Origin of the sequence: Clostridium punense (genome assembly GCF_017874425.1) — a bacterium.
Classification (GTDB): domain Bacteria; phylum Bacillota; class Clostridia; order Clostridiales; family Clostridiaceae; genus Clostridium_J; species Clostridium_J punense.
In genome coordinates, this window is sequence record NZ_JAGGLL010000001.1 from 40,071 (window position 1) to 63,778 (window position 23,708).

The window sequence follows — 23,708 nt, forward strand, 5'->3', positions numbered from 1 at the left end:
TCCTCCTATAATAAGAATTCAAATTCAAAGTCATTAAGTCTTACTGTATCTCCATCTTGAATTCCTTTTTCTTTTAACTCATCCATAACTCCTTTGTTTCTTAATACCTTATGGAAGTATCTTAAAGAGTCTGGATCATTTACATTTACACTATTTAGTAGTCTGTCTACAAAACTTCCTGAAACCTCAAAAATTCCTTCTTCTACTTCATTAATTTCATAAGTAAATCGTTTTTCTTCTGGTATATATCTATCCTCATCCTTAATTTCTAATTCTTGAACAGGAATGGTGCTTAAAAGTTGTGCAGCTTCTTTCATTAACTCTTCTAATCCTTGGTTTGTTGCTGCTGAAATTTTAAATACTCTATTATATCCCATTTCTTCTAGCTTCTTCTTAAAGTTTTCGAAGACTTCTTCATCAAAGAGCATATCCGCCTTATTTGCAGCAATTATTTGAGGTCTATCCCAAAGTTTAACACTGTACTTTTTAAGTTCTTCATTTATCTTGTTAAAATCTTCAATAGGATCTCTTCCTTCAACACCAGATATATCTATTACATGTATAAGAATTCTAGTTCTTTCTATATGTCTTAAGAAATCTAAACCTAAACCAACTCCTTCTGCAGCTCCTTCAATTATTCCTGGTATATCTGCAATTACAAATGGTTGGATTCCTTTTACGGAAACTACCCCAAGGTTTGGTTTTAAGGTTGTAAAATGATAGTTAGCTATCTTTGGCCTAGCTTTAGAAACTACTGATAGTAACGTGGATTTTCCTACATTAGGGAAGCCTAAAAGACCAACGTCAGCTAAAAGCTTCAATTCAAGCTTTATCCATCTTTCTTCTCCTGGCATTCCTGGTTCAGCAAAATCTGGTGCCTGTCTTGTAGGCGTGCAAAATTTAACATTTCCTTTTCCGCCTTTTCCACCTCTACATACTGTATATTTATCTCCAACATGAGATAAATCACACATAATTTTGTCTGTTTCCACATCTCTAATTACTGTTCCCATAGGAATTTTAATTATAAGATCTTCTCCACTCTTACCATAGCACTTAGAACCTTCTCCTTTTCCTCCATTGTCTGCAATAAACTTTTTATTGTAAGCGAAGTCTAAAAGAGTAGTCATGTTGCTATCAGCTTCTAAAATAACACTTCCACCATTTCCTCCATCTCCACCATCTGGTCCTCCTAGTGGTATGTATTTCTCTCTTCTAAAGGATATGGCGCCATTTCCACCATCACCTGATCTTACGTATACTTTGGCTGTATCTATAAACATTTCATCACCCTACCTTATCGTGTTTTTATCAAACATATCATGTTAAATATTGGAAACTTCCATTAAATCTCTTGCTTTCTTAGAAAAAATTAATGGTTAGTTCTTCTTTGTGTAAAATTAACTATATAAATATAATCTATAGTAATATTATTAACCAAAATAAAAAATTACATCACCATATTTTAAACTATAAGAAATCAAAGTTAGAAGTTATACTCCACAAGAATCTATCTTTGTCTACTTAATACTTTTAAATATAATTAAAATAAAATTAAATCTTAGAATTCTTTACACAACTCAGTGTATAGTTGAATTTATTAGGTAACTTAAAAAGTTACTTATAAAAAAGCACCTAGTTAAAGAGCGTACTTTTTTATGCCATAGCTTTAAATTTAGTAAGTTCCATTAGGCATTTGAAAATAAGTAACAAGTCAAACCTTACAAATATACTGACTCATTTTTTTCTATTGACACCTTATTCTCAGTAGATTAACTTTGAGAAATCTATGGTATAAAAAAGCACCCCTTGCAGGGTGCCTTTAAACTATTCAGCTATTGCAACTTCTACATCGATTGGATAAACACTAGCTTTTTTCTTGTCTCTACCCATTCTTTCGAATTTAACAACTCCATCTACTTTAGCAAAAAGAGTGTCATCTCCACCAATTCCTACGTTGTTTCCTGGATGGATTTTAGTTCCTCTTTGTCTAACAAGGATGTTTCCTGCAAGTACAAATTGTCCATCTGCACGTTTAACACCAAGTCTCTTAGACTCACTATCTCTTCCGTTCTTTGAGCTACCTACCCCTTTTTTGTGAGCAAATAACTGAAGGTTCATAATTAGCATAATATTACACCTCCTCTAATTCTACTTTTATATAATCACTGTAAGTAAATTCAATACTTTTTAACCCAAGCAACATAGTTTCGAGAAGGACCTGACATCTTTCTACGTCTTCGCTACTTTGATTATCTAAGGTTAAACTTAGAAATCCATCTTCTATCTCATAGGTTGCCTCTATTTTTAATACTTCTAAAACTCCAATTAAGGTAGTTTGAGAAATAGCCGAAATAGCTGCACAAGTTAAATCTACATCTAAGTCTAGCTCCCTAGGAGCTGCATGACCGTAAAGTTTAAAACCTACAAATTTATCAGATTTCTTATAAAATTTAACACTGGTCATAATTAAGCTTCTATTTTCTCAATTACAATTTTAGTGAATGGTTGTCTGTGTCCTTGTTTCTTTCTGTAGTCTTTCTTTGGCTTATATTTGAAAACTATGATTTTCTTAGCTTTTCCTTGAGCTACAACCTTAGCAACAACCTTAGCACCTTCAACTACAGGTTTTCCGATCACTAAACCTTCTTCTTTTCCAACTGCTAAAACCTTATCAAATTCTATAGTTGAATCAACATCAGCTTCAAGTTTTTCAACGAATAACACGTCTCCCTCTTGAACTCTGTATTGTTTTCCTCCAGTAAGTAATACTGCGTACATTAAATACACCTCCTCAATCCAGTCTCGCCATCTCAGGTACAGCTTTAACTTCATAAAACTGTTTCAAAAAACCTTATGTGTGCGGTCTACAAAAGCCATTTTAACATATAGAAAAGTACTTGTAAAGAAATTTATTGCTTTTTTCTTTAAAAATACTAAATTATAGAAACCTCATCCCACTGAAACACCCTTAGTTTTTCCAAGTTTCTTATTTGATTTGAAAATAGCAGTGGTTCTACCTTGAAACTTTCTAGGTGAGGAATAAAATTTATATAAATATTTCTGTCTAATCCTTCAATGGAAGTTACAAAACTTAAAATGTTCTCCTTGATTTCTTTCTCGTAAATACTATCTAATTCTATAAGTATATCTCTAACATTTTGTTCTGCTTTAATTCTGCTTATTTTACTTCTTATAATATTGCTTAAATAAGACAGCCTTATTTTATTTCCCTTTCCTTTGCAAGTGTCACAAGGTTCTAGGATATAATCGTATATGGATTTTCCATACCTTTTTCTTGATATTTGAACTAGATTTAATTCCGTGAAAGGGTACACTGTAGGATTATTCTTATCTTCTTTAAAACCTTCTTTAAGAAGCTTCAATACTTTTTCTCTGTACTCAGCTTCTTTCATATCTATAAAATCTACTAGAATTATTCCACCAATATTTCTAAGCCTCACCTGCTCAGCTATAGCCTTAGCAGCTTCCATATTAGTGTTTAATATTGCATCTCTTACCTGTGAAATCTTAGTATTTTTAGCTGAGTTTACATCAATAACATGCATAGCTTCAGTTTTCTCAATTACAATATCCCCCCCACTTGGAAGAATAACTTTACTGTTTCTCAAAGCTAACACTTCAGTTTCTAGTCCATAATAATCAAACAAGGTTAGGGACTCTTTATATAATTCTAGTGTATAGTTTTTTATTCCCTTACTTTCTAAGTAGTCTTTGCAATACAAATAATCCTCATTACTATTAAAGGTTATTTTCACATTTTCCCCACCTAAATAGTTTCTCAAAATTCTACTTATGGCTCCCTCATCACTATGGAGTTTTCCTAATTTTGAGGAATACCTAAATCTCTTTACAATATCTAAGTAGTTTTTGTAGAGCCATTGAATTTCATTATTAAGTAACTCAACATCTACCTTCTCTGACTTGGTTCTGATGACTACTCCTATATCTTCTGGCTTAACTAACTTTTCTTTAATGGAAGCTTTGAAATCTTTATTGCTTATCTTAGGAGAAATACTTAAATAGTTATTACCATTAGTTAAAACTACATAAGTTCCTGGTAAGGAAATTCTGTTTGTAACTCTAGGGCCCTTTTTGTCTATTTCCTCTTTAAGTATTTCAACTAAAACCTCATCACCTTTTTTTAGTGTCACAGCACTATCCTTTAAATTCATATAGCAGTTTTTGGTGTATCCAATATCTATAAAGGCACTTTTCATTGAAGCCACAATGGTTTTTACTGTGCCTTTATAAATTTCCCCTACTTTAGGAGTGTCGTCTTCCTCTTCTACATAACACTCCTTTAATCTTCCACACTCTCTTATAGCTATTCTTAGTAATTTCTGATTTCTTTCAATAAAAATCTCCTTCACTTAGCTACACTTCCTCTAAAAAAATTTGTTAAGAGGAACTAATTTGTTATTTTTATAGGCATACATATCTAATCTTTCAATATCTACAAAGGCTTCCCTATCTATGTATTCTACATGTTCTTTTATATAGTCAGCTAAAAGACTTGGTGATAAGTTTTCCCTGCTTCCACAAGCTGTAGTTGCTTCTAGTATTAAAAGATTCTCACTGCTTTTTATGGTTAAATCCTTTATTAAAGGTTTAATATCTACTTCTTTTTCTCCACTCTTAGACCTTTTCAGGATATTCCACTGTGGCATATTTTTAACTTGCTCTAAAGATTTCATGGTTTCTTTTATATCAAATGACTTAATCTTCATAACATACTCTGCTGCATCAATAATTGCCATAGCTTGAGGAGCTTTTCCTGTTTCGCCCTTTTCTACTTTAACTACATCAAAGAATTTAACTCCACTAGGAGTATTTTGGTTTAACTTATCTAGTATAATCTTCGTATCCATTTCTTCAGTAAAGACTACATCCATATACTCTCCTTTAGAATAAACTCCTACTGAAAGAGGTTGAGCAATGGATATGGTCATATGAGGATTAAAGCCCTTTGAGTATTCAATTGGAAGTCCTGCTCTTCTAATAATCCTTTGTATAGTTCTCATTAAATCTAGGTGAGATATGAACTTTATTTCACTATCTTTAGAATATTTAACTAAATAACGCACCTTCAAAGCACTTCCCTTCTTTAAAGTTTTTGTTTATTCCACAATTTGTACAGTTTTCTCTGCAATCTGGAGTAACTACGGCATTCTTAGCTCTTTCATTCTCGTTAATTAAGAACTGTTTATTTATGCCAATATCTATAAAGTCCCAAGGAAGTATTTCTTCGTAAGTTCTCTCTCTGTAAGCATAGAAATCTCCATCTACATTACATTCCTTTAGAGCTTCCTGCCATAACTCAAAATTGAAATACTCTGCCCATCCATCAAAGCGAGCACCCTTCTCAAAAGCTTTAATTAGTACATCACAAAGTCTTCTATCCCCTCTTGCAAATATAGCTTCCATATAGCTTAGTGGAGATTCGTGCCAATTATATACTATGGCTTTGCTTTTTATGGAGCTTCTTAGGCCATATATTTTCTCTTTAACTTCAGGCATCTTATCCATTGGTGCCCATTGGAAAGGTGTGAATGGCTTTGGAACAAAGATTGAAGTACTCACAGTTACTCTAAGTCCTCTTTGTCTCACATTTTTAGGTACCATAAAGTATTGGTCCACAACCTTCTCAGCCAGCTCACCAATGCCTAGTACATCCTCCATAGTTTCATAAGGAAGTCCTATCATGAAGTAAAGCTTAAGAGTAGACCAACCAGCTTCAAAGGCACTTTTGCTCGACTTAAGCATATCTTCCTCTGTAACCCCTTTATTTATAATATCTCTCATTCTTTGACTTCCAGCCTCTGGTGCAAAAGTTAATCCTGTTTTTCTTACCTTTTGGATTTCTTTAATTAAATCAACTGAGAAAGAGTCAATTCTTATTGAAGGCAAGGATACTCCAACCTTCTCTCCCTCATATCTTTCAACTAAGGAAAAAATAAGATTTTGTATATCTGAATAGTCACAAATACTTAATGAAGATAAAGATACCTCTTCGTATCCAGTTTTGCTTATTAAACTTTCTACTTGGCTTAAAAGTTTGTCTGTTTTCTTTTCCCTAACTGGTCTATAAATCATACCCGCTTGGCAGAATCTACAACCTCTTGTGCATCCTCTAAAGGTTTCAAGCACAACCCTATCATGAACTATTTCTGTATATGGAACTATTAATTTCTCTGGAAATATATTTTCATTAAAGTTATTTATTATTCTCTTTTTAACCTTAGCTGGCACATCTACAAACTTAGGCTTAAATTCTTTTATTGTACCATCTTCTTTATAAGTAACCTCATATAAGCTTGGCACATAAACCCCTTGTATTTTTCCAATAGCTCTTAAAAACTCTTCTTTGGGTTCACCTTTTAACTCCTTGTATTTATCGAGGATTTCATGTATAACCTCTTCACCTTCTCCAATTACAACTATATCCGCTATATCGTATAACGGTTCTGGGTTGTAACCGCAAGGTCCTCCAAGCATTACTATAGGATCTTCCTTTCCTCTTTGGGAAGCTCTAAGTGGAACACCTGACATGTCTAGCATATTTAAAATATTAGTATAACTCATTTCATATTGAAGGGTAAATCCTAAGAAATCAAAATCTTTTAAAGAATCCTTAGTTTCAAGAGTATATAAGGGAATATTATTTTCTCTTAAAAGCGCCTCCATATCTGGCCATGGTGCAAAGCTTCTTTCGCAGAAGGTATCTTCTCTTTCGTTTAAAGTGTAATATAATATTTTAGTTCCAAGATGAGACATACCTACTTCATACACATCTGGAAAGCAAAACGCATATCTTATATCTACTTTTTCTTTATCTTTATTATAAGAGTTAAATTCACCACCAATATATCTAGCTGGTTTTTCAACTTTATAAAGAATATCATCGGAAATTTTGTTCATTCAAATTCCTCCTTAAGTTAATTCAATTATTTATTCTATCATATATAGGGAAGCAAAGCCAACACCTAACTTATACATTACCCTAACATAGTTCCTTTAAGACTTTTCATCACAAATAGAAAATTTGTCCTGTTGAAAGAATTTGGAAAGTATAATTTAAGACTTATCTAATACTTTCACCAGTTAAAACATCTTTAATCCTTGCTTCTCTATTATTAACTAGCTCCTCCAAAGTTATGTTTCCTAGAAACTTTATGGCATTTAAAATTTCTTCTTCATATATTATATCCATTACATTCATTTCTTCATCAAGGATAGTAAATACATTGTATTTATTTTTATCTACAAGCTCTAAAACCTGCAATAAGGAAAGTTTATAATATACTGAAATACTTTTATTTTCTATATATCCCCTTTTAGTAAGCTTTTCCTTTTTTTTAATAATATAGCCCATAATTATATATGCTATCCTCCTTTTCTCCCTATAAGAAATAACTAAAATAAAAATAGCTATCAAGAGTAAGTTTAAATTAGGTATACCCATGAACAAAGATGTGAAGAAACTCAGAAGAAAAACATACCCTATGCTTATACTTATCCTTAATGCTATTTCGTTTGCTTTTTTATATATTAATCTAGTAGCAAATATATCTCTTAAAATTCGCCCTCCATCTAAAGGGAAAGCTGGTATTAAATTAAATATACCAATAACTAAATTATAATTAATCATAAGAGTTAAAAAATCACTTTTATAAAAATAATTTATTGCTATGCAAGCCAAGGCCATAATAAAATTTCCTAATGGTCCGCTGACAGATATTATCAAGTCCTCCTTTGGGGTAGCTTCCTCTAAGTCTTTTAGCTTCAATACCGCCCCTATGGGTAAGATCTCTACAGTAAAACCAGAAAAGCCTAATACTCTTGCTGTAATTAAATGAATGAATTCATGGATTAGAATTATTACAAATCCCATTAACATTTTAGATTTAAATCCAATAATTAATATGAGTGCTATATAAGGTATTAAGTATTTACTAATTCTAAGCAATTATTTCCTCCCAATTCAGTACTGTATAATAGCCTTTTTCCCTATACTTTTAAGTAATCAGCTACCTTCTGTCTTTCTCCCATATATAATATTTCAAAATAAAAAGTTTCAAAGTTAGGTACTTTAGGAATTACTTTTCCAATTATGTCACCTTTATTAACTTCATCTCCAACTCCTACAGTTACTTCGCTGAGGTTATTATATTTTGTTTCTATACCTTTTCCGTGATCTATGGTAACATAATTCCCCATAGCATCATCTTTACCAATCTTCTTCACCTTTCCCCTCTGACAAGAATTAATAGTGCTTTCTTTATCGAGCTTTACCCACATCAGATTATCCTGATTTACACCTTGAGCCAATAAAGCTTCTCCTGCTCCCTGTTGCATATTATTCATGGAAACAGGAAGCGCATAATCACTTTTAACTTCATCCTGTAAAGTTAACCCTCCAGTAATTGAACTCTTGATTTTTTCAATATACATTATGCTTTTACCCTCAATATCTTCTAATTTAAAATCTTTGATTTTGCTTAAAATAGCTACATAATTATAATTTTCATTTAGAAGCTTTTTACTCCCCTCATAAAAACCTTTAGTATAGGGATTACTAAAGGTTTTACATCCAAGTAGTAGAATCATAAGAAATAACACAATACCTAGCTGTACAATAAACTTGCTGGTAAAATTACTGAAATAGCTCTTCCCCTTCCCTTCTTTATGGCCGTTACCATTAGGCCTATAACCAGCTCCACTGCTTGGACTCATTTTTTTCTTCATGTGTTGCTTTGAAGGTTTCCTACCTATAGAAGAATAGTATCTTTGATAATAATCATTATAGTTACCCATTTTTTCACCTACACTAATAAGATTTTCTTTAATAAATTATATTACATAGCCTGGGATTTATGATTGAAACCGCAAAAAAGTTAATAAAATAAGCCAGCAAGAATAAATCTTCTCACTAGCTTATTAGTTATTTTATCTACTTTTTAATGCTTTCATTAAAACTTCTGCTGTACCTAAGTTTGTAGCAAGAGGTATACAGTGTACATCACAAAGTCTTATTAATGCTGTTACATCTGGCTCATGAGGTTGTGATGTTAACGGGTCTCTCAAAAATATTATAAGATCCATCTCTCCTTGAGCAAGCCTTGCTCCAATTTGCTGATCTCCACCTAATGGTCCTGATAAAAACCTACTTACAGATAAACCTACAAATTCACTTATAAGCTTTCCTGTTGTACCAGTGGCATATAATTCATGTTCTATCAAAACATCCTTATATCTTTTAGCAAAGTCAATCATATCATCTTTCTTTTTATCATGTGCAATTAAAGCTATTCTCATAAAAATCCTCCTTAAATAATGAATAAATTCATTTTACTCGCCGACTTTGAAGAAGATTTAATCTAAACAAAGTCGTGTTTATAGGGAACTAAAGTCAATATCTAACTTATCCACTATTCCTCTTCCTTGGTTTTCTTAAGTCTTTTGGAAGATGAATGAAATTCATGCTGAATAAATTAAACTTTCACTAAGGAATCCTATATTATATTAAAGTTTAATTTTATATTAAGTGCTTTCTTTTGTAAGTTAGTAAACCCACTACATTTTCTAATTTTCCTAGAAATTAATTTTATTTCTTCTCATTCCTACATTTAGTACTAGGGCTAAGGATATAAAATTAGTTAACATGGAACTTCCTCCATAACTTACAAAAGGAAGTGTTATTCCTGTAATAGGCATTATTCCAATAGTCATTCCCATGTTTTGAATAATTGAAAACATTAGAGAAGCTGCAATTCCAATGCATATGATGCTTCCACTTAAATCCTTTGAAGTCTTTGCAATACTTATCAATTTGTAAAGTAATACTCCATAAAGTACTAATAAAACTGCTGCACCCATAAATCCCCATTCTTCATTTATTACCGCAAAGATAAAATCCGTATGATTTTCAGGTATAAATTTATATTGTCTTCCATTTGAATAACCTAGACCAAAAATTCCCCCAGAACCAATGGCAATTCTGGATTGAAGAAGCTGAAATCCAAAGGTAAGTTCAAACTTTTCTGGTGTTAAAAAGGATAGTAAACGCCCTTTCCAGTATGAAGGCATAAGCGGAGAATTCCAAAGCCCAACTATTACAACTAAAACTGCTGATAATCCTCCTACAATTACTCTCCAATCAAGATTTGCTACAATTACAATACCTAGGACGATAAAGAAAGAAACCATGGTGAGTCCCATATCTGGTTGAATTACTATCAAAATCATTGGTATAGCTGCATAAATAAGAACCTTAGTGAGATTTTTTATATTATTAATATTTCCCTCCATGTCTTGGATTACCTTTGCAAGCATTAATATCATTGCTATTTTAGCAAACTCTCCAGGTTGTATAGCTCTTTTTCCTATTTGTATCCAAGCATTGGCACCATTTACTGATTTACTGAAAATATCATTAAAAGCTAGTAGTGCCACCGCAAACCAATAAATTACAGGAGCATAATTTAGTATTTGAATATAATCCACATATATAATGCAATAGGTGGCTATGAGTCCTATAATAAGCCAAAAAAACTGTAATCTGGCATAGTAAAACCCACCTGCACTATATATATTTATAATGCTAAACATTACTATTGCACATATTATGCCTATAATACTAAAGTCTATATGCTTAATCAATTTATCATTTATTCTAAGGTTTTTTAATATCATATACATACCTCCAACATAAGCATTTGAAAATAAATAACAAGCCAAAGATGTTAAGAATATCTTGAGTTCACAAACAAGTTTGTGTTCACAAACAAGTTTCTATTCACAAGCAAGTCTGTACATGCAGGAAAATAGGTTCCTTAAATGTAGAGCAATCTAAAGGTTCTGTTGACGCAGTATAACTCAAACTAAACAAACATACTGACTTATTTATTTTTTGAAAATGCCTAAATATGATTATATCATAATAGAAAAAAAAATAAAGCTATGTTTAATCATAGCTTTACACATTTATCTTCCTTTTATTTTTTTAATTGGAATACTTGCAATTAATGCAGGTGAATGTCCTTCCATTTCTTCTGCTCTAGTTAGCTTAACTTCAACTTCGCCATCATCTATTTCTGCATAGTTAGAGATAACCTTTAGTAAATCCCCTTTAATCATCTCTAGGAAGTCTGGTGAAAAATCCGCTCTGTCATGTATAAGTATCAGCTTTAATCTATCAGTAGCAATATCCTTAGATGCTATTTTATTTGAGAAAATCTTAAAAATATCCATGATTACCTCCTATTTCCCCCCAAAGAATTTTTTAAGAGTGGCTAAGAATCCACCTTGTGAACTAGTGACACTTAAATCAATAAATGGCACTTCTTCTCCTACTATTCTCTTTGCAATATTCTTAAAAGCTTGTCCTGCAAGTGCTGTAGTATCTAGAACTATAGGCTCCCCTTTATTCGTGGAAACTGTAACTCTTCTATCATCAGGTACTACACCAATAACCTTAATAGCTAAACATTCTTTTATATCTTCAATGTTCAGCATATCACCATTCTTTGTCATTTCAAAGTTTATTCTATTCACAATTAGTTCTTGTCTATTTAGTCCTTTTGCATCTAGCTTTCCAATAACTCTATCTGCGTCTCTTACTGAAGTTATCTCTGGGTTTACTACAACTATTGACCAGTCTGCACCAACTACAGCATTTTCAAAGCCTTGCTCAATCCCCGCTGGGCAATCAATAATTACATAGTCAAATTCATTTTTAAGTTCATTTACTATTTTAAGCATTCCATCAATACTAACATCATCTTTATCTCTTGTTTGAGCTGTTGGTAATAAAAATAAGTTATTAAATCTCTTATCTTTGATTAAAGCTTGTTTTAGTCTACATCTTCCCTCAATTACATCTAATAAGGTAAACACAACTCTATTCTCAAGTCCCATAAGTACATCTAAGTTTCTAAGTCCTGTATCTCCATCTATTACAACTACCTTTTTATCCATTGCTGCTAATGCAGTTCCAATGTTCGCAGTAGTAGTAGTCTTTCCAACTCCACCTTTTCCAGATGTTATAACAATAGCCTCTCCCATTTAATACTCCCTCCATTAAATATATTTATTAACTAAATATGGTTCTACAATTATACTTCCATTTTTAACTTTTGCAAGTTCAGGATATTGTGGTCTTAAATTGTCCTCTGGAGACCTTGTTATTATATTAGCAATTTGAAGAATTTGAGGTTGTAGAGAAAAAGCTGCAACAAAAGCCTTTTCATTACCATTACTTCCTGCGTGAACAGCTCCCCTAATACTTCCTAATACAATAATATTTCCAGCAGCATACACCTCTGCCCCTGGATTTATATCCCCAATTAAAACTAAATTTCCCGAGTACTCAAATCTTTGTCCACTTCTAATGGTCTTTCTTACAAACTTGGTTCTACCTTCACTGACCCCATTAAAAAACTTACTTGTTCGCTCTCCAGAATCCTGATATATACAATCTCTAATTCTAAACTCGTCAAAAAGTATTTCTTTAATCCTAGCTTGGTCATGTTCATCAATTTGCTTTATGTCCATGGTAATACTTATTGTAGCACCCCTATAAAACCTTTTTGTAACAGACAATTTTTTTATAAGTTCATTAATTATTTCCTCAGTATTTTTAAATCTATTAACGTCAATTACTACATTTAGACCATCTTTATTCCCCTTAAATATTATTCTATTGTCTTGCATATGTACCCTCCACATACTGAGATACTTTTACTATTTCAACGTATATTATTAAATTCCTTCTAATTATTACAGAAAAATCAATATTATTTAAAAATATTGTGTTATTTCTATGGAATTTTAATTATTACAAATTAATTATACCTTTTTAACCTTACCAATGTAATCTGTGATGAAATTTATTTTAAAATTTCTTTTATAGTATTATTCTATATGGAGTAATAGTTCAAATATCGAAGTAGTTTCTCTATAAATAAACACTCTTAAAATAATGTATCTTTATGTAATGGAAAACTCTTCATATTAAGAGTAGCTTATATACTTACAATACATTTAGCTTCATTGCCACTTCTTGAGAAACAACTTGTTGGAAGAAATGATTTAATGGTAAAAATACAAAAATAACAAGTTTAATTTCAAATTATAATTAAACTTGTTATTTATTATACATTATATTTTCGTTATATTAATAATCCTCACCGTGGATTATTAGTTGTACTATTCTGTGTACCATTTGTGGTGTTGTTTTCCCTGCTGTTTGGCTTAGTAGTTTGTGTATTATTTGTTGCACCATTTGGTGAATTATTCGTTGTACCATTTTGAGTATTATTTGTTGTACTTTCGCCATTAGTACTTTCACCTTTTTTGCTTTCATCTATAACAGTTCCAGCATTATCTGATTTTTGTGGTTTTTCATACATAAACTTGTAACCAGGTTTTTGGGCTTTTATTTGGTCTCTAAAATACTCTTCAAATACAGCTCTAGCCACTGGTGCTCCATAGCCTCCGCTACCTCCATCAAAAATTGCAATACAGGTAACAATCTCTGGATCATCAAAAGGAGCAAATCCTATATAAGTTCCATAAGCTGTTCTTCCTATAGCCTTTTCAACTTCTTCATTTACGTTAGCTGAACCGGTTTTACCACCGTTAGCAATTGGAAAGTCTTTAAATGCACTTACTGCTGTACCATTATCTCCTGCAGTAACATCTTTCATACCTTTTTTAATTACACTAAGATATTGTGGTTCAATATCCACATGGTCTATAAGCTTAGGCTTAAATTCAGTAGTCTCTCCAGTAACAGGGTCTACTATCTTATTGACAAGTTGTAATTCATACCTGTTTCCCCCATTAATTAAAGTTGCCATATAACTTGCTAACTGAAGGGGAGTAAAAAGATTCATTCCCTGTCCTATGGATGCATCATAAGCATTAGCTGCAGAGCTAATATAAATCCTAGCATCATTAACAGAGCTTATTATAGAATCCATAATACCAGTAATATCCTTATCTGTATAACCTACAGCTTTAGCTTCAGGAGAAATGTTTATAACCTCTTTAATTAGAGGTGTTAACATTTTATACATTTCTGGGTCTGGAAGCTTATTCTCATTAATCATTTGAGCTTTAATAGCCTCGATTAAATTACTTTTCTTTTCATTAACTTTCTTAATCTCTGCTACTTCCTTAGGACTTCCCTGTTCTTTTTGCCTTGCAATATCAAAAGGCTTATATTGATTTAATTGTGTATTTACAGAACTAGAACCTTTGCCTAAAAAACCTGCAAGTTGGTCAATATATATATTTGACTGTTTTTTCTTACTTGATTCATAGTTATAAACTTGACCAAAATTTTCTGCTATTTCAATGCCTGTACTTGCCTCTAATTCACTATTAGGAGGTACTCCAAGGCCAAGTTTCCAAGCATATTTAGCAATGAGGTCAAGAGCCCCTGGATTTTCTCCATACTTTTCATATAGCCTATCTGCTACATCATAGAAATAAAAGTTACAAGAAACCTCTAAAGCTTTAGCTAAATCTATAGGTCCATGGGTAGCATGCCTCTGGTTAAAGGTCCAACAAGCCCCCTGATAGCTTTTATACCTTTTAGTATACATACCATTATCATTTATTTTTGTTGATGAATTTATTACTCCCTCTGTTAATCCTGCAAGAGCTGTTACAGGCTTAAAAACTGATCCAGGAGGAATTAATGCCATTGAAGCATAATTATAAAAAGGCTTTGGAAATATGTCATTTAGATCTTTCCTTATAGTAGTGTTTCCTTCTATGGATTCATCTATTGGAAACATTCTATCTAAAAGTATCTTTGCTCTTTCAGCAGCTGGAAGAGACATTTCATTCTCTTTCAGCACTCCCACTTTATTTATAAGCCCCTTCTTCGCAATATACTCCTTACCCATTTGTTCAATGTTAGGAGAAAAATAATTTTGGGGTATTTCTAGTCCTGGCACTGTAAAAACATTTGGGTCATAACCAGGTTTGCTCACAAGAGCCAAAACTTGACCAGTTTTTGCATTTAGTACTATAGCTGCCCCTCTTGTAGCATTACTTACATTACTTGTTCCCATAACACCTTTATTCTGCATGCTCTTCATAGTATCATCTAGAGCTTTTTCTGCTACCTCTTGTATATTTTTATCTATATTTAACTGAACAGTTTTTCCTGGATAAGAATCTGCTTCTACAATAGTCTTAACTTTTCTACCTGCTTTGTTTACCTCGATAATTTCTTGCCCCTTAGTACCCTTCAAGTATTGCTCAAAAGCCGCCTCTAATCCAGCTTTTCCAACATTATCTGTACTTATATCATAGCCTTTTTCCTCGAACTTTTCTTTTTCCCAAGGGTTGATTTTTGATATGTATCCTAAAAAGGCCGAACCTAATTCATTATTAGGATAATATCTCATTGGTTGTGTTTCAACTGCTATTCCAGGAAGGCTGGCCTTCCGTTGTTCGAATTCAAAAGCTACTTCCTTACTAAGATCGTTTGCAATGACTACAGGTTTGTATCCTGAAAAGCTCTGAATTTTAATACTGTCTTTAACAATCATATATCTTCTTTGTTCTTTTAGTTCATAATTTGTATCTATCTTATAATCCGTAAGCAACTTATCGTAAACTTCTTGTGCAGAGATTTTTAAGAGTTCTTCATCTAAAACCTTTTCATCTTCTTTTGTAAGTTCTTCTCTTTTCTTATCAAAGATTTTTTTGATAAATTTATCGTCATCGATTCCTTTATCTTTTTTAAATCTTATTTCCATCCATCTTTTACTTTCTTCATCAGTGGCTTTAAATTTAAAAGCTAAATTGCCATCTTCAATTACAATCGGAAATTCATCCACAATATATTTATTATTTTTATCTAATATTTTAAACACTTCTGCCATGGTCTCAAAAAACTTTTCTTTACTCTCCTCTGTTTCTGTAAACATTAAAGAATAACTTTGTTTACTAGTAGCTAGAAGTTCACCTTTAGCATCTATAATATCTCCTCTTGCTGCAACCTTAGGTACATTTTTACTAGCTTTTTTATTAGCTTCTTCTCTATACTCTTCTACCATCACAACCTGCAAATATAGCAATCTACTAATTATGGTAGTAAAAATAAGACCCATGGCAATAAAAAATATATTAAATCTAGAAAACTTTGCTTTACTCTTTTTATTAGTTACCGATTTTTTATTAACCATACTTTTCTAGAATCTCCATTCTTTCTTCATAGTTTTTGTTTCGCTTAATTTGAAAACAAGCCTATATAATAAAACTGATATTACCATATCATATAAAGCCTTATACAAGACTACACTTATACCAGCAGTTTTAACTCTTAATAGAAATAAAACTCCTAATACAAATAGTCCTTTTATAAAGCTTAAAAAGAAAGTTGAAACTATTGGTACAATGGATTTATCTTTAAATATGCTCTTACCTATTTCTGCAGCTAATAAGCATATAATCATATTACTAAGCATGTTTATGCCTATATACTTAGAAAAATATAAATCTTGAAATGCCCCTGCAAGAACTCCTAGAATCATACCTTCTAGAGATCCATTTATTATGGCATAAGAAATGATAAAAACAAGGAGAATACTTGGGTAAATGTGGTTTATTGCTATGAAAGTTATTAGGGTATTATCTAAAAGAAATAGAAATAAAGTTATAAGAAATAAATATATTATTTTTTTCACAATCTACACCCTACTACTTCACATCTCTAGTTTCTTTTGGAACTATAATTAAAAGTTGCTCTAGCTTGTTAAAATCTACACTTGGCTTTATTATGGCATTTTTAACCACAGCAGCCTTGTCTTCTTCTACTTCAAGAACTTCTCCTATTTTAATTCCTTTTTGATATACTCCTCCAAGACCTGAGGTTAATATCACATCACCTTTAGAAACTTGAGATTTAATTGAAAGCCCAGTTATTTGTGCTAAAAACTTATCTTCATTACCCTTATATCCTTTAACTATTCCATCACTTTCTTGAGTAGTAATTACATATCCAGCTACAGCAATATTCTCATTACATAAAGATTGAACTATAGCCCAGTTGTTCCCTACTGAAGTAACCTGTCCTACTAGCCCTTCCCCTGTAATTGCAACCATACCCTTTTGAATTCCCACATTTTTCCCCTTATTAATTATATAACCATCTAAAAAGTTAGAACCACTTATACCAACAATATCACAGCCAACATAATTATATTCATTCCTTAAGTCTGTAAAATTAAGCATTCCTCTTAACCTTTGATTTTCTTGTTCTAATAGGGCATTTTGATTAGATTTATACTCTAAATCTTTATTCTTAGACCTAAGTTCTTCATTTTCTTTTTTAATTTCATTGATGTTAAAAATAAAACTTAGTGAATTTTTAACTCCATTTCCTATTTTATAAAATATACCCTGTATAGGGTTCAGAGTCGCTCCCACTCCATTTTCCACAAAAGACACATTTTCTCTTTGAACAGAATAGCCAATTAAGAATAAAAAGCATACTGACAGTATAATTACTATAACTGCCAGTTTGTTTTTAATGCTCTTCATTTTTATCTTCTCTTACTTAATACATCTAGATTATCTAAGGCTTTACCTGCTCCTATAGCCACACAATCAAGTGGTATTTCTGCTATATTAACAGGCATATGTGTTTCGTGGTTAATTAATTTATCTAATCCTTTTAAAAGAGCTCCTCCTCCAGTTAGCATTATACCCTTATCCATGATATCTGCTGCTAATTCTGGTGGTGTTTTTTCAAGCGTAGTTTTTATTGAGTCTATAATTGCTGCTATAGGCTCACTTAATGCCTCTCTTACTTCTGATTCAGTTATCTCTATAACTTTTGGAAGCCCTGTAACTAAATCTCTTCCTCTTATCTCCATAGTATTATCTGGTTCTCCTAAATCAAAGGCTGAACCTAATTGTATTTTTATAGCTTCTGATGTTCTTTCACCTATCATAAGATTGTATTGTTTTTTTATGTAAGCAATAATAGAAGTGTCTAGTTCATCTCCTGCAACTCTTAAGGATTTGCTAGTAACTATTCCCCCAAGTGAAATAATAGCAACTTCTGTAGTTCCACCACCTATGTCTACAACCATGCTTCCTGTTGGTTCATTTACTGGAAGGCCTGCTCCAATAGCTGCTGCCATTGGCTCTTCCATTAAATGTGCTTCCCTTGCTCCTGCACTTTTTGTAGCTTCTTCTATGGCTCTTTTTTCCACTTCTGTTACTCCTGATGGAAAACATACTACAATTCTAGGACTCTTAAAAGAATTTTTCGCCCCAACTTTATCTATAAAATGTCTTAACATTTTCTCAGTTACATCAAAATCAGCAATTACACCATCTTTCATAGGTCTTATTGCCACGATATTTCCTGGAGTTCTTCCAATCATTTGTTTAGCTTCATTTCCTACTGCAAGAACTTTTCCAGTATTTTTATTTATTGCAACAACTGAAGGTTCCCTTAATACAATCCCCTTCCCCTTAACATAAACTAGTGTATTAGCTGTTCCTAAATCTATTCCCATGTCTCTTGACTTCGCAAATAATCCCATTAAAATTCTCCTTTCTATTTATAAAAACTCTATAATACTCCCTTTTCTTTCAAACTAATATAAGTACCATTTCCAATTATAATGTGATCTAAAACATCTATACCAATGAGTTTCCCACATTCTTGCAGTCTATTAGTAATACCTATATCCTCCTTACTTGGAGTTGGGTCTCCCGAAGGATGATTATGACATACAATAATTGAAGCACTGCTGCATTTAATAGCTTCAACAAAAACCTCTCTCGGATGGACTATAGAACTGTTTAAACTTCCGATGGATATATCTACAGACTTAATTACTATATTTTTAGTATTTAACATAATAACCTTTAGACATTCCTTTTTCAAATATCTCATAGGTTCCATCACATATTCCACTACATCCTGAGGTTGTTTAATTTTAATTTCATCCCCTGATTTAAAGGATTTAAATCTTTTTGATAGTTCAGACAGTGCTAAAAGCTGAGTAGCTTTAGCCTCTCCTATACCTTTTAAATTTTGAAGGTCGTTGATATCAGAATTTAAGAGTCCATTTATACCACCACATTGTGAAAGTATTCTATTACTTAAATTCAAAATATTTTCAGACTTGCTTCCAGTTCGTAATATTATAGCTAAAAGCTCTCCATTAGACAAGCTTTCCGCTCCATATAGCAACATTTTTTCTCTTGGTCTTTCATTTCTTGGTAAATCTGTAAGTTTAATTTTTTCTTCCATTTCAAAACTCCTTTATAGATTTACCCCCATCTCCTTTAGCATTAAGTATAATTTATTCACAGATAACCCCATTACATTATAATAGCATCCATTTATTCCTTCAACAAAAATGGCGCCTTTATCTTGTATTCCATAAGCTCCTGCTTTATCAAAAGGTTCTCCTGATTTTACATAATCCTTAATGAGCTCCTCATGAAGGTCCATAAATTTCACTTCAGTACATATACAGCTTTTCTTTACATCCTTAGTAACACTGTTTATAATAACAATGCTTGAATAAACATAGTGAACATTGTTACTTAACATTTTAAGCATAGAAAAAGCCTCTTTTTCATTCTTAGGCTTTCCTAAAACATGGCCATTAAAAAACACTATAGTATCACAGCCTATTATTAAAGTGTCTTCATTTACCTTCTGTAATACATCTTTTGCTTTTTCTTCTGCTAATATACAAACATAATCACAAGGATTTCCATTAAATTTTACGCTGCTTTCATCAAAATTACTTACTAAGATTTTAAAGTCTTTGATTAACTTTCCTAGTAGCTGTTGCCTTCTCGGAGATGCTGATGCTAGTATGATATTCATAGTCTCACCCCTATAGTTTTCTAAATAATATTATTGCCAAAACTATACCAATAATAGACATAAAATTAATATTAAAGTTAAAACCGAAAGCTAATTCTACAACTTTTAAATCTAATGATAAAGGGCTTTTTAATCCTATAGAATAAGCCTTACCTAAAAAGCTTAACCCGCTAAAATTATTGGCCAAAATCTCCCCAATAAAACTCCCTGAAATGGCTCCTAGCAATATACCAAATATATATTCCTTGGCTTTCATATCTCCATTTCTCATTCTATATCCCCCATCTAAAATTTAAAATCAATATACATTTTTATCTTATATAGTTTAACACTTAACAAATTCTTATACAAGGCTATAACCCATTATTTAAAAATTTTTTATTATTTTGTTATTTATTAGTAGAGTATGTATTATTTTAAAGCATATCTCTAATTTTTTAAATTTTAATAATATAATTTAAGTTATTTTAGTTCTATTTTTAAAATTTTGTTCAAAAAAACTTTAAAAGTGCCCATAAACTTAGGCACTTTTATTAGTTTCTATATTACTTTTTAAATTGTTTCAGCTTATTATAGGTTGTACTAGTTATTTCTCCTACTTTTGTCTTGTCTACCTCTTCCGGTAACGATTTAATATACTCCTTTAATTCAATTACATCTTTATAATGCTTTTTATTTTCCTCAATAGTCTGAAGAGACTCTGCCCAGGCTTTCAACTCATTAGTTTTTACAGCCTTAATATTTTGCTCTGAAACCTTATTAATTATCTTGAAATTTGCTTCAATTATTTGACATAGTTCCCCAGTTGATAGGTCATCATAATACACATTAATTACTGATTTAGTACTATTAATCCCCTTCTCTTTTAACATATTATAAACCGGTTCCCATTGGTCTTTCGAATACACACCAAAGTATACTCTAAAAAGCTCGCCTTCCTCTACAATAAAAGGACTTCCCATAGACTCTATACTCTTTCTTAAGGCTTCAGCATTTTCTTTCACCTTAAACACTCCACATTGAATTAAGTAAAACTGATGATTAGGTTCTCCTTTATTTTCTTGTTCTCCCTGCTGATTTTTACCATTTTCAGTAACTTCAGTTCCCTTTTGCTGCTCAGCTTCTGTTGCTTTCTTAAACATAAAAGATAAGCCTGTCCCTAAAAGCAGCGCCGCTAATAGAGTTACAACAAAGTATAAAAAGAAATTACCTTTTCCTCTTCGCTTTTGTTTTATATTATATCTTGTGTACTTCATTTTATCACCCCAACCTATAGATTAAATTACAAAATCACCTATTGTAATTTTATAATTATCTTTATTACACTTGTCCAAGTTTTATACCAAAAAACCTTCGACATAGTTTTTATAAATAGGCTTCATTAGTGAAAGTTTAATTTATTTAGCATGAATTTCATTCTTGTTCAAAAAGCCTTAAGGGAACCAGTGTAATTACTCATGTATAAGTTAAGCTTTTATTCTGGTTCCCTATAATAACAAAAGCAGAGAAACTCCTCTGCTTTTTGTTACTCATCATACATTAGGGTAAGTCTTATTACTCTTCTTACAAGTCTTCTTGCTTTTTCATAAGGTACCCCATTTCTTTCCAAAAACCTGAATATGCCCGGATTATTATTCTCAATCCTACTAAGAATTAAATCTACTCTAGAATAATTGTCCTCCTCGTATCCATCTTCTATATTAACAAGTCCATTGCCTATAAATGGAGAAGTTCTACTTAGCGGAAAGCTTCTTTGCATAGGGCTTATTAAATTGTTCATTGGCATCATTCCCATCATACAGCACATGGACATAAATTCCTTCATTTCCTCTGGAATATCAGCATTGTCCATAGGAGCCATTGGAACGAACTCATATTCCTCGTAGACAATTTCCTCTTTATCCTTTTGAAATTCCATACTATACCTCCATTTTATTCCTTCTCTAAAATGTATGCATAGATGTTTAAATAAATTCTATTTTATTTCGTCCCTAAACTTTTATCTTAATGCTTTATTTAACTAAAATACACAATAAAATTCCTGGACATATAACACAAATCCTACTCTTTATAAATAAGAAAAGAATAACTTAATCATGTATTATTCAAGTTATTCTTTTCTTATCATCTTCACCTATTTAACTTCAATTCCACTAGAGGTAGTCTTTGAGAAAATATTATAGGAGATCTATAGTATCTCCCGCATTATTCTTAAGTTTATCTATGGAATGTATGTACCTATTGGTTGTGGATATACTTTTATGAGCCGCAAACTCCCTTACCTTCTCAATAGTAGCCCCTTTAGTTATTGCAATAGTTATTGCTGTATGTCTTGTTGAATGAACTCGTAGTTTTTTATTTATTTTTGCTTCTTTACAAACTCTTTTAATCATATAGTTTAGGGTGCTTGGGTCAAGTTTTTCTCTATTTTGTCCGTTAAGAGAGTGCCCAATAAATAAATAATCTTCTTTATTATCTTCAGAAGTTCTTCCTGTAGTTTTTATATATTCATTAATAAGTTCCTTCACCTTTGGTTGGAGTTTAACCATATCTGCTTTATTACCCTTTCTTATAACTTTTACTACATCATATTGCCCATAAGCTACAATATCCTTGAGTTTAATATTTATTATTTCCGATTTTCTTAGGGCTGTGGTTAGGGCTAAAGATAAAATTGCTTTATTTCTTAAACCTAAAACTGTGGATGTATCAATGCTATTTAATAAAATCTTACATTCTTCCTCAGTTAAAAATTCCGTTTCACTATTGTTTATAGTAGGTTTTTCTTCCTTTAAATTGCTAAAAGGATTAAATTTGATAATTTGAAATCCACTATAATTATCTACGTATTTCATTAGCCATTTATATAAAGCACTAAGAGAAGATATTTTTCTGTTGATTGTGGCTGAGGAAAGCCCCTTTTCTTTTAACTCTAGGATAAACTCCTGAGCATGAAATATATTGACTTTAACCATATCATCTAGTGCAATTTCTTCTATGTTACTAACTTTAAAAAAATCCTTTATATCTCTTTCATAGCTTCTACTTGTATACCTACTCTTTGACTCCCTAAGATCTAAAAAATACCTGATAAAATGTTTATTTCTAAAAATCTGTAAGTCCTTATTTAATATTTCATGGGAAGTAATTTCATTTTTCACAATATCACCTTTAACTTTCTAGTTTATGAGAAAATCACTTAAACAATAATTTACAACCTAAAGAAGTGATTCCCCAATAGAGATAGAAAACTCAAATCTAACATCCATAAGATTTTAATTTTTCTTTCATATCATAAATCAATTATCTTAATTATACACTAGAAGCTCAAATAATGAACAAATCCATTTTATTCATCTACTTTAGAAGTATAATAATTTTTTATTATTATATAGCTTCATTAAGAAATTATCATAAATCTGACTAACACTTATTTTTAATCCTTATAAGAATAAATTAGGCTACAGCACTTATTTATTGCGTGCTGTAGCCTAATACGTTTCGTTTTAATTCAATTTATTCTTGAGTAAGTTTTACCCTTCAAAGCCTTCTACTAATTCACTAATTTCTTTTAAGGCTGCATTTTCATCTGATCCCTTAGTACTAAGTACAATATTAGCTCCTTTGCTTATGCCCAGTGATAGTATACCTATTAAACTCTTAGCATTTGCACTCTTTCCTTTGTACTCAATTTTAATTTCACATTTGAAACGAGTAGCCTTTTGTACTAGCAATGTTGCTGGTCTAGCATGAAGCCCTTGAGAATTTTTAATTTCTATTTCTTTTGATACCAAAATGTATCACC

At 31.5% G+C, this 23,708-nt stretch carries 25 protein-coding genes; all 25 read right to left on the reverse strand.

The window, feature by feature from the left end; all coding sequences use genetic code 11:
* Positions 1-5: 5 nt before the first annotated feature.
* The 25 genes from obgE to J2Z44_RS00305 all read right to left on the reverse strand — a co-directional run bounded on the left by obgE (position 6) and on the right by J2Z44_RS00305 (position 23,697).
* A complete protein-coding gene (gene obgE / locus J2Z44_RS00185) occupies positions 6-1,283 on the reverse strand; it encodes a GTPase ObgE (protein WP_021283271.1) in 1,278 nt (425 codons plus the stop codon).
* Positions 1,284-1,827: 544 nt separating this feature from the next.
* Positions 1,828-2,130 carry a 50S ribosomal protein L27 gene (gene rpmA, locus J2Z44_RS00190; protein WP_017414454.1) on the reverse strand — a complete coding sequence of 101 codons (303 nt, stop codon included), beginning with the start codon at positions 2,128-2,130 and terminating at the stop codon, positions 1,828-1,830.
* Between the two features lie 4 nt (positions 2,131-2,134).
* A complete protein-coding gene (locus J2Z44_RS00195; RefSeq protein ID WP_021283272.1) occupies positions 2,135-2,467 on the reverse strand; it encodes a ribosomal-processing cysteine protease Prp in 333 nt (110 codons plus the stop codon).
* Positions 2,468-2,469: 2 nt separating this feature from the next.
* A complete protein-coding gene (rplU, locus tag J2Z44_RS00200; protein ID WP_021283273.1) occupies positions 2,470-2,781 on the reverse strand; it encodes a 50S ribosomal protein L21 in 312 nt (103 codons plus the stop codon).
* 155 nt (positions 2,782-2,936) lie between these two features.
* Positions 2,937-4,394, reverse strand: coding sequence for an Rne/Rng family ribonuclease (locus tag J2Z44_RS00205; RefSeq protein ID WP_021283274.1), 1,458 nt, complete (start codon positions 4,392-4,394; stop codon positions 2,937-2,939).
* 15 nt (positions 4,395-4,409) lie between these two features.
* Positions 4,410-5,114 (reverse strand): TIGR03936 family radical SAM-associated protein, encoded by a 705-nt coding sequence (locus J2Z44_RS00210; RefSeq protein WP_021283275.1) that lies wholly within the window; start codon positions 5,112-5,114, stop codon positions 4,410-4,412.
* Positions 5,092-6,942, reverse strand: coding sequence for a TIGR03960 family B12-binding radical SAM protein (locus tag J2Z44_RS00215; protein ID WP_021283276.1), 1,851 nt, complete (start codon positions 6,940-6,942; stop codon positions 5,092-5,094). The genes J2Z44_RS00210 and J2Z44_RS00215 overlap by 23 nt, the downstream gene beginning before the upstream one ends.
* Positions 6,943-7,105: 163 nt before the next feature.
* Positions 7,106-7,990, reverse strand: coding sequence for a M50 family metallopeptidase (locus J2Z44_RS00220; RefSeq protein ID WP_209649259.1), 885 nt, complete (start codon positions 7,988-7,990; stop codon positions 7,106-7,108).
* 41 nt (positions 7,991-8,031) lie between these two features.
* On the reverse strand, positions 8,032-8,838 hold the full coding sequence (locus J2Z44_RS00225) for a M23 family metallopeptidase (RefSeq protein WP_021283279.1): 807 nt from the start codon (positions 8,836-8,838) through the stop codon (positions 8,032-8,034).
* Between the two features lie 132 nt (positions 8,839-8,970).
* On the reverse strand, positions 8,971-9,339 hold the full coding sequence (gene mgsA, locus J2Z44_RS00230; RefSeq protein ID WP_021283280.1) for a methylglyoxal synthase: 369 nt from the start codon (positions 9,337-9,339) through the stop codon (positions 8,971-8,973).
* A gap of 276 nt (positions 9,340-9,615) precedes the next feature.
* On the reverse strand, positions 9,616-10,716 hold the full coding sequence (rodA, locus tag J2Z44_RS00235; protein ID WP_021283281.1) for a rod shape-determining protein RodA: 1,101 nt from the start codon (positions 10,714-10,716) through the stop codon (positions 9,616-9,618).
* Between the two features lie 291 nt (positions 10,717-11,007).
* A complete protein-coding gene (minE, locus tag J2Z44_RS00240; RefSeq protein WP_021283282.1) occupies positions 11,008-11,274 on the reverse strand; it encodes a cell division topological specificity factor MinE in 267 nt (88 codons plus the stop codon).
* A gap of 9 nt (positions 11,275-11,283) precedes the next feature.
* Positions 11,284-12,087: a septum site-determining protein MinD gene (minD, locus tag J2Z44_RS00245; protein ID WP_021283283.1), complete on the reverse strand. Its 804-nt coding sequence runs from the start codon at positions 12,085-12,087 to the stop codon at positions 11,284-11,286.
* Positions 12,088-12,102: 15 nt separating this feature from the next.
* The gene (gene minC / locus J2Z44_RS00250; protein ID WP_021283284.1) at positions 12,103-12,735 is read right to left on the reverse strand and encodes a septum site-determining protein MinC; all 633 of its coding nucleotides are present in this window, start codon (positions 12,733-12,735) and stop codon (positions 12,103-12,105) included.
* 473 nt (positions 12,736-13,208) lie between these two features.
* Complete coding sequence (locus J2Z44_RS00255; RefSeq protein ID WP_209649260.1) at positions 13,209-16,229, reverse strand: penicillin-binding transpeptidase domain-containing protein; 3,021 nt, start codon at positions 16,227-16,229, stop codon at positions 13,209-13,211.
* Between the two features lie 6 nt (positions 16,230-16,235).
* Positions 16,236-16,730, reverse strand: coding sequence for a rod shape-determining protein MreD (mreD, locus tag J2Z44_RS00260; protein WP_021283369.1), 495 nt, complete (start codon positions 16,728-16,730; stop codon positions 16,236-16,238).
* A gap of 13 nt (positions 16,731-16,743) precedes the next feature.
* Entirely contained in the window at positions 16,744-17,586 is an 843-nt protein-coding gene (gene mreC / locus J2Z44_RS00265) for a rod shape-determining protein MreC (protein WP_209649261.1), read from the reverse strand.
* Positions 17,587-17,588: 2 nt separating this feature from the next.
* Positions 17,589-18,599 carry a rod shape-determining protein gene (locus J2Z44_RS00270; protein ID WP_021283367.1) on the reverse strand — a complete coding sequence of 337 codons (1,011 nt, stop codon included), beginning with the start codon at positions 18,597-18,599 and terminating at the stop codon, positions 17,589-17,591.
* Positions 18,600-18,628: 29 nt separating this feature from the next.
* Positions 18,629-19,315: a RadC family protein gene (radC, locus tag J2Z44_RS00275; protein ID WP_021283366.1), complete on the reverse strand. Its 687-nt coding sequence runs from the start codon at positions 19,313-19,315 to the stop codon at positions 18,629-18,631.
* Between the two features lie 12 nt (positions 19,316-19,327).
* Positions 19,328-19,903: a Maf-like protein gene (locus J2Z44_RS00280; RefSeq protein ID WP_021283365.1), complete on the reverse strand. Its 576-nt coding sequence runs from the start codon at positions 19,901-19,903 to the stop codon at positions 19,328-19,330.
* 10 nt (positions 19,904-19,913) lie between these two features.
* Complete coding sequence (locus J2Z44_RS00285; RefSeq protein ID WP_021283364.1) at positions 19,914-20,174, reverse strand: DUF4321 domain-containing protein; 261 nt, start codon at positions 20,172-20,174, stop codon at positions 19,914-19,916.
* A gap of 274 nt (positions 20,175-20,448) precedes the next feature.
* Positions 20,449-21,159 carry an SPOR domain-containing protein gene (locus J2Z44_RS00290; protein WP_021283363.1) on the reverse strand — a complete coding sequence of 237 codons (711 nt, stop codon included), beginning with the start codon at positions 21,157-21,159 and terminating at the stop codon, positions 20,449-20,451.
* 269 nt (positions 21,160-21,428) lie between these two features.
* Positions 21,429-21,821, reverse strand: a complete 393-nt coding sequence (locus tag J2Z44_RS00295; protein ID WP_021283362.1) for a hypothetical protein — start codon at positions 21,819-21,821, stop codon at positions 21,429-21,431.
* A 259-nt stretch (positions 21,822-22,080) separates the two neighbouring features.
* Positions 22,081-23,064 carry a tyrosine-type recombinase/integrase gene (locus tag J2Z44_RS00300; protein WP_021283361.1) on the reverse strand — a complete coding sequence of 328 codons (984 nt, stop codon included), beginning with the start codon at positions 23,062-23,064 and terminating at the stop codon, positions 22,081-22,083.
* A gap of 372 nt (positions 23,065-23,436) precedes the next feature.
* Positions 23,437-23,697 carry an HPr family phosphocarrier protein gene (locus tag J2Z44_RS00305; RefSeq protein WP_021283360.1) on the reverse strand — a complete coding sequence of 87 codons (261 nt, stop codon included), beginning with the start codon at positions 23,695-23,697 and terminating at the stop codon, positions 23,437-23,439.
* Between the last annotated feature and the right edge of the window lie 11 nt (positions 23,698-23,708).

Bases quoted from the DNA above. Each gene is read 5' to 3' on its own strand.
- obgE (WP_021283271.1), bottom strand. From the start codon at position 1,283: ATGTTTATAGATACAGCCAAAGTATACGTAAGATCAGGTGATGGTGGA.
- rpmA (WP_017414454.1), bottom strand. From the start codon at position 2,130: ATGCTAATTATGAACCTTCAGTTATTTGCTCACAAAAAAGGGGTAGGT.
- J2Z44_RS00195 (WP_021283272.1), bottom strand. From the start codon at position 2,467: ATGACCAGTGTTAAATTTTATAAGAAATCTGATAAATTTGTAGGTTTT.
- rplU (WP_021283273.1), bottom strand. From the start codon at position 2,781: ATGTACGCAGTATTACTTACTGGAGGAAAACAATACAGAGTTCAAGAG.
- J2Z44_RS00215 (WP_021283276.1), bottom strand. From the start codon at position 6,942: ATGAACAAAATTTCCGATGATATTCTTTATAAAGTTGAAAAACCAGCT.
- J2Z44_RS00225 (WP_021283279.1), bottom strand. From the start codon at position 8,838: ATGGGTAACTATAATGATTATTATCAAAGATACTATTCTTCTATAGGT.
- mgsA (WP_021283280.1), bottom strand. From the start codon at position 9,339: ATGAGAATAGCTTTAATTGCACATGATAAAAAGAAAGATGATATGATT.
- rodA (WP_021283281.1), bottom strand. From the start codon at position 10,716: ATGATATTAAAAAACCTTAGAATAAATGATAAATTGATTAAGCATATA.
- minE (WP_021283282.1), bottom strand. From the start codon at position 11,274: ATGGATATTTTTAAGATTTTCTCAAATAAAATAGCATCTAAGGATATT.
- minD (WP_021283283.1), bottom strand. From the start codon at position 12,087: ATGGGAGAGGCTATTGTTATAACATCTGGAAAAGGTGGAGTTGGAAAG.
- minC (WP_021283284.1), bottom strand. From the start codon at position 12,735: ATGCAAGACAATAGAATAATATTTAAGGGGAATAAAGATGGTCTAAAT.
- J2Z44_RS00255 (WP_209649260.1), bottom strand. From the start codon at position 16,229: ATGGTTAATAAAAAATCGGTAACTAATAAAAAGAGTAAAGCAAAGTTT.
- mreC (WP_209649261.1), bottom strand. From the start codon at position 17,586: ATGAAGAGCATTAAAAACAAACTGGCAGTTATAGTAATTATACTGTCA.
- J2Z44_RS00270 (WP_021283367.1), bottom strand. From the start codon at position 18,599: ATGGGATTATTTGCGAAGTCAAGAGACATGGGAATAGATTTAGGAACA.
- radC (WP_021283366.1), bottom strand. From the start codon at position 19,315: ATGGAAGAAAAAATTAAACTTACAGATTTACCAAGAAATGAAAGACCA.
- J2Z44_RS00280 (WP_021283365.1), bottom strand. From the start codon at position 19,903: ATGAATATCATACTAGCATCAGCATCTCCGAGAAGGCAACAGCTACTA.
- J2Z44_RS00285 (WP_021283364.1), bottom strand. From the start codon at position 20,174: ATGAGAAATGGAGATATGAAAGCCAAGGAATATATATTTGGTATATTG.
- J2Z44_RS00290 (WP_021283363.1), bottom strand. From the start codon at position 21,159: ATGAAGTACACAAGATATAATATAAAACAAAAGCGAAGAGGAAAAGGT.
- J2Z44_RS00295 (WP_021283362.1), bottom strand. From the start codon at position 21,821: ATGGAATTTCAAAAGGATAAAGAGGAAATTGTCTACGAGGAATATGAG.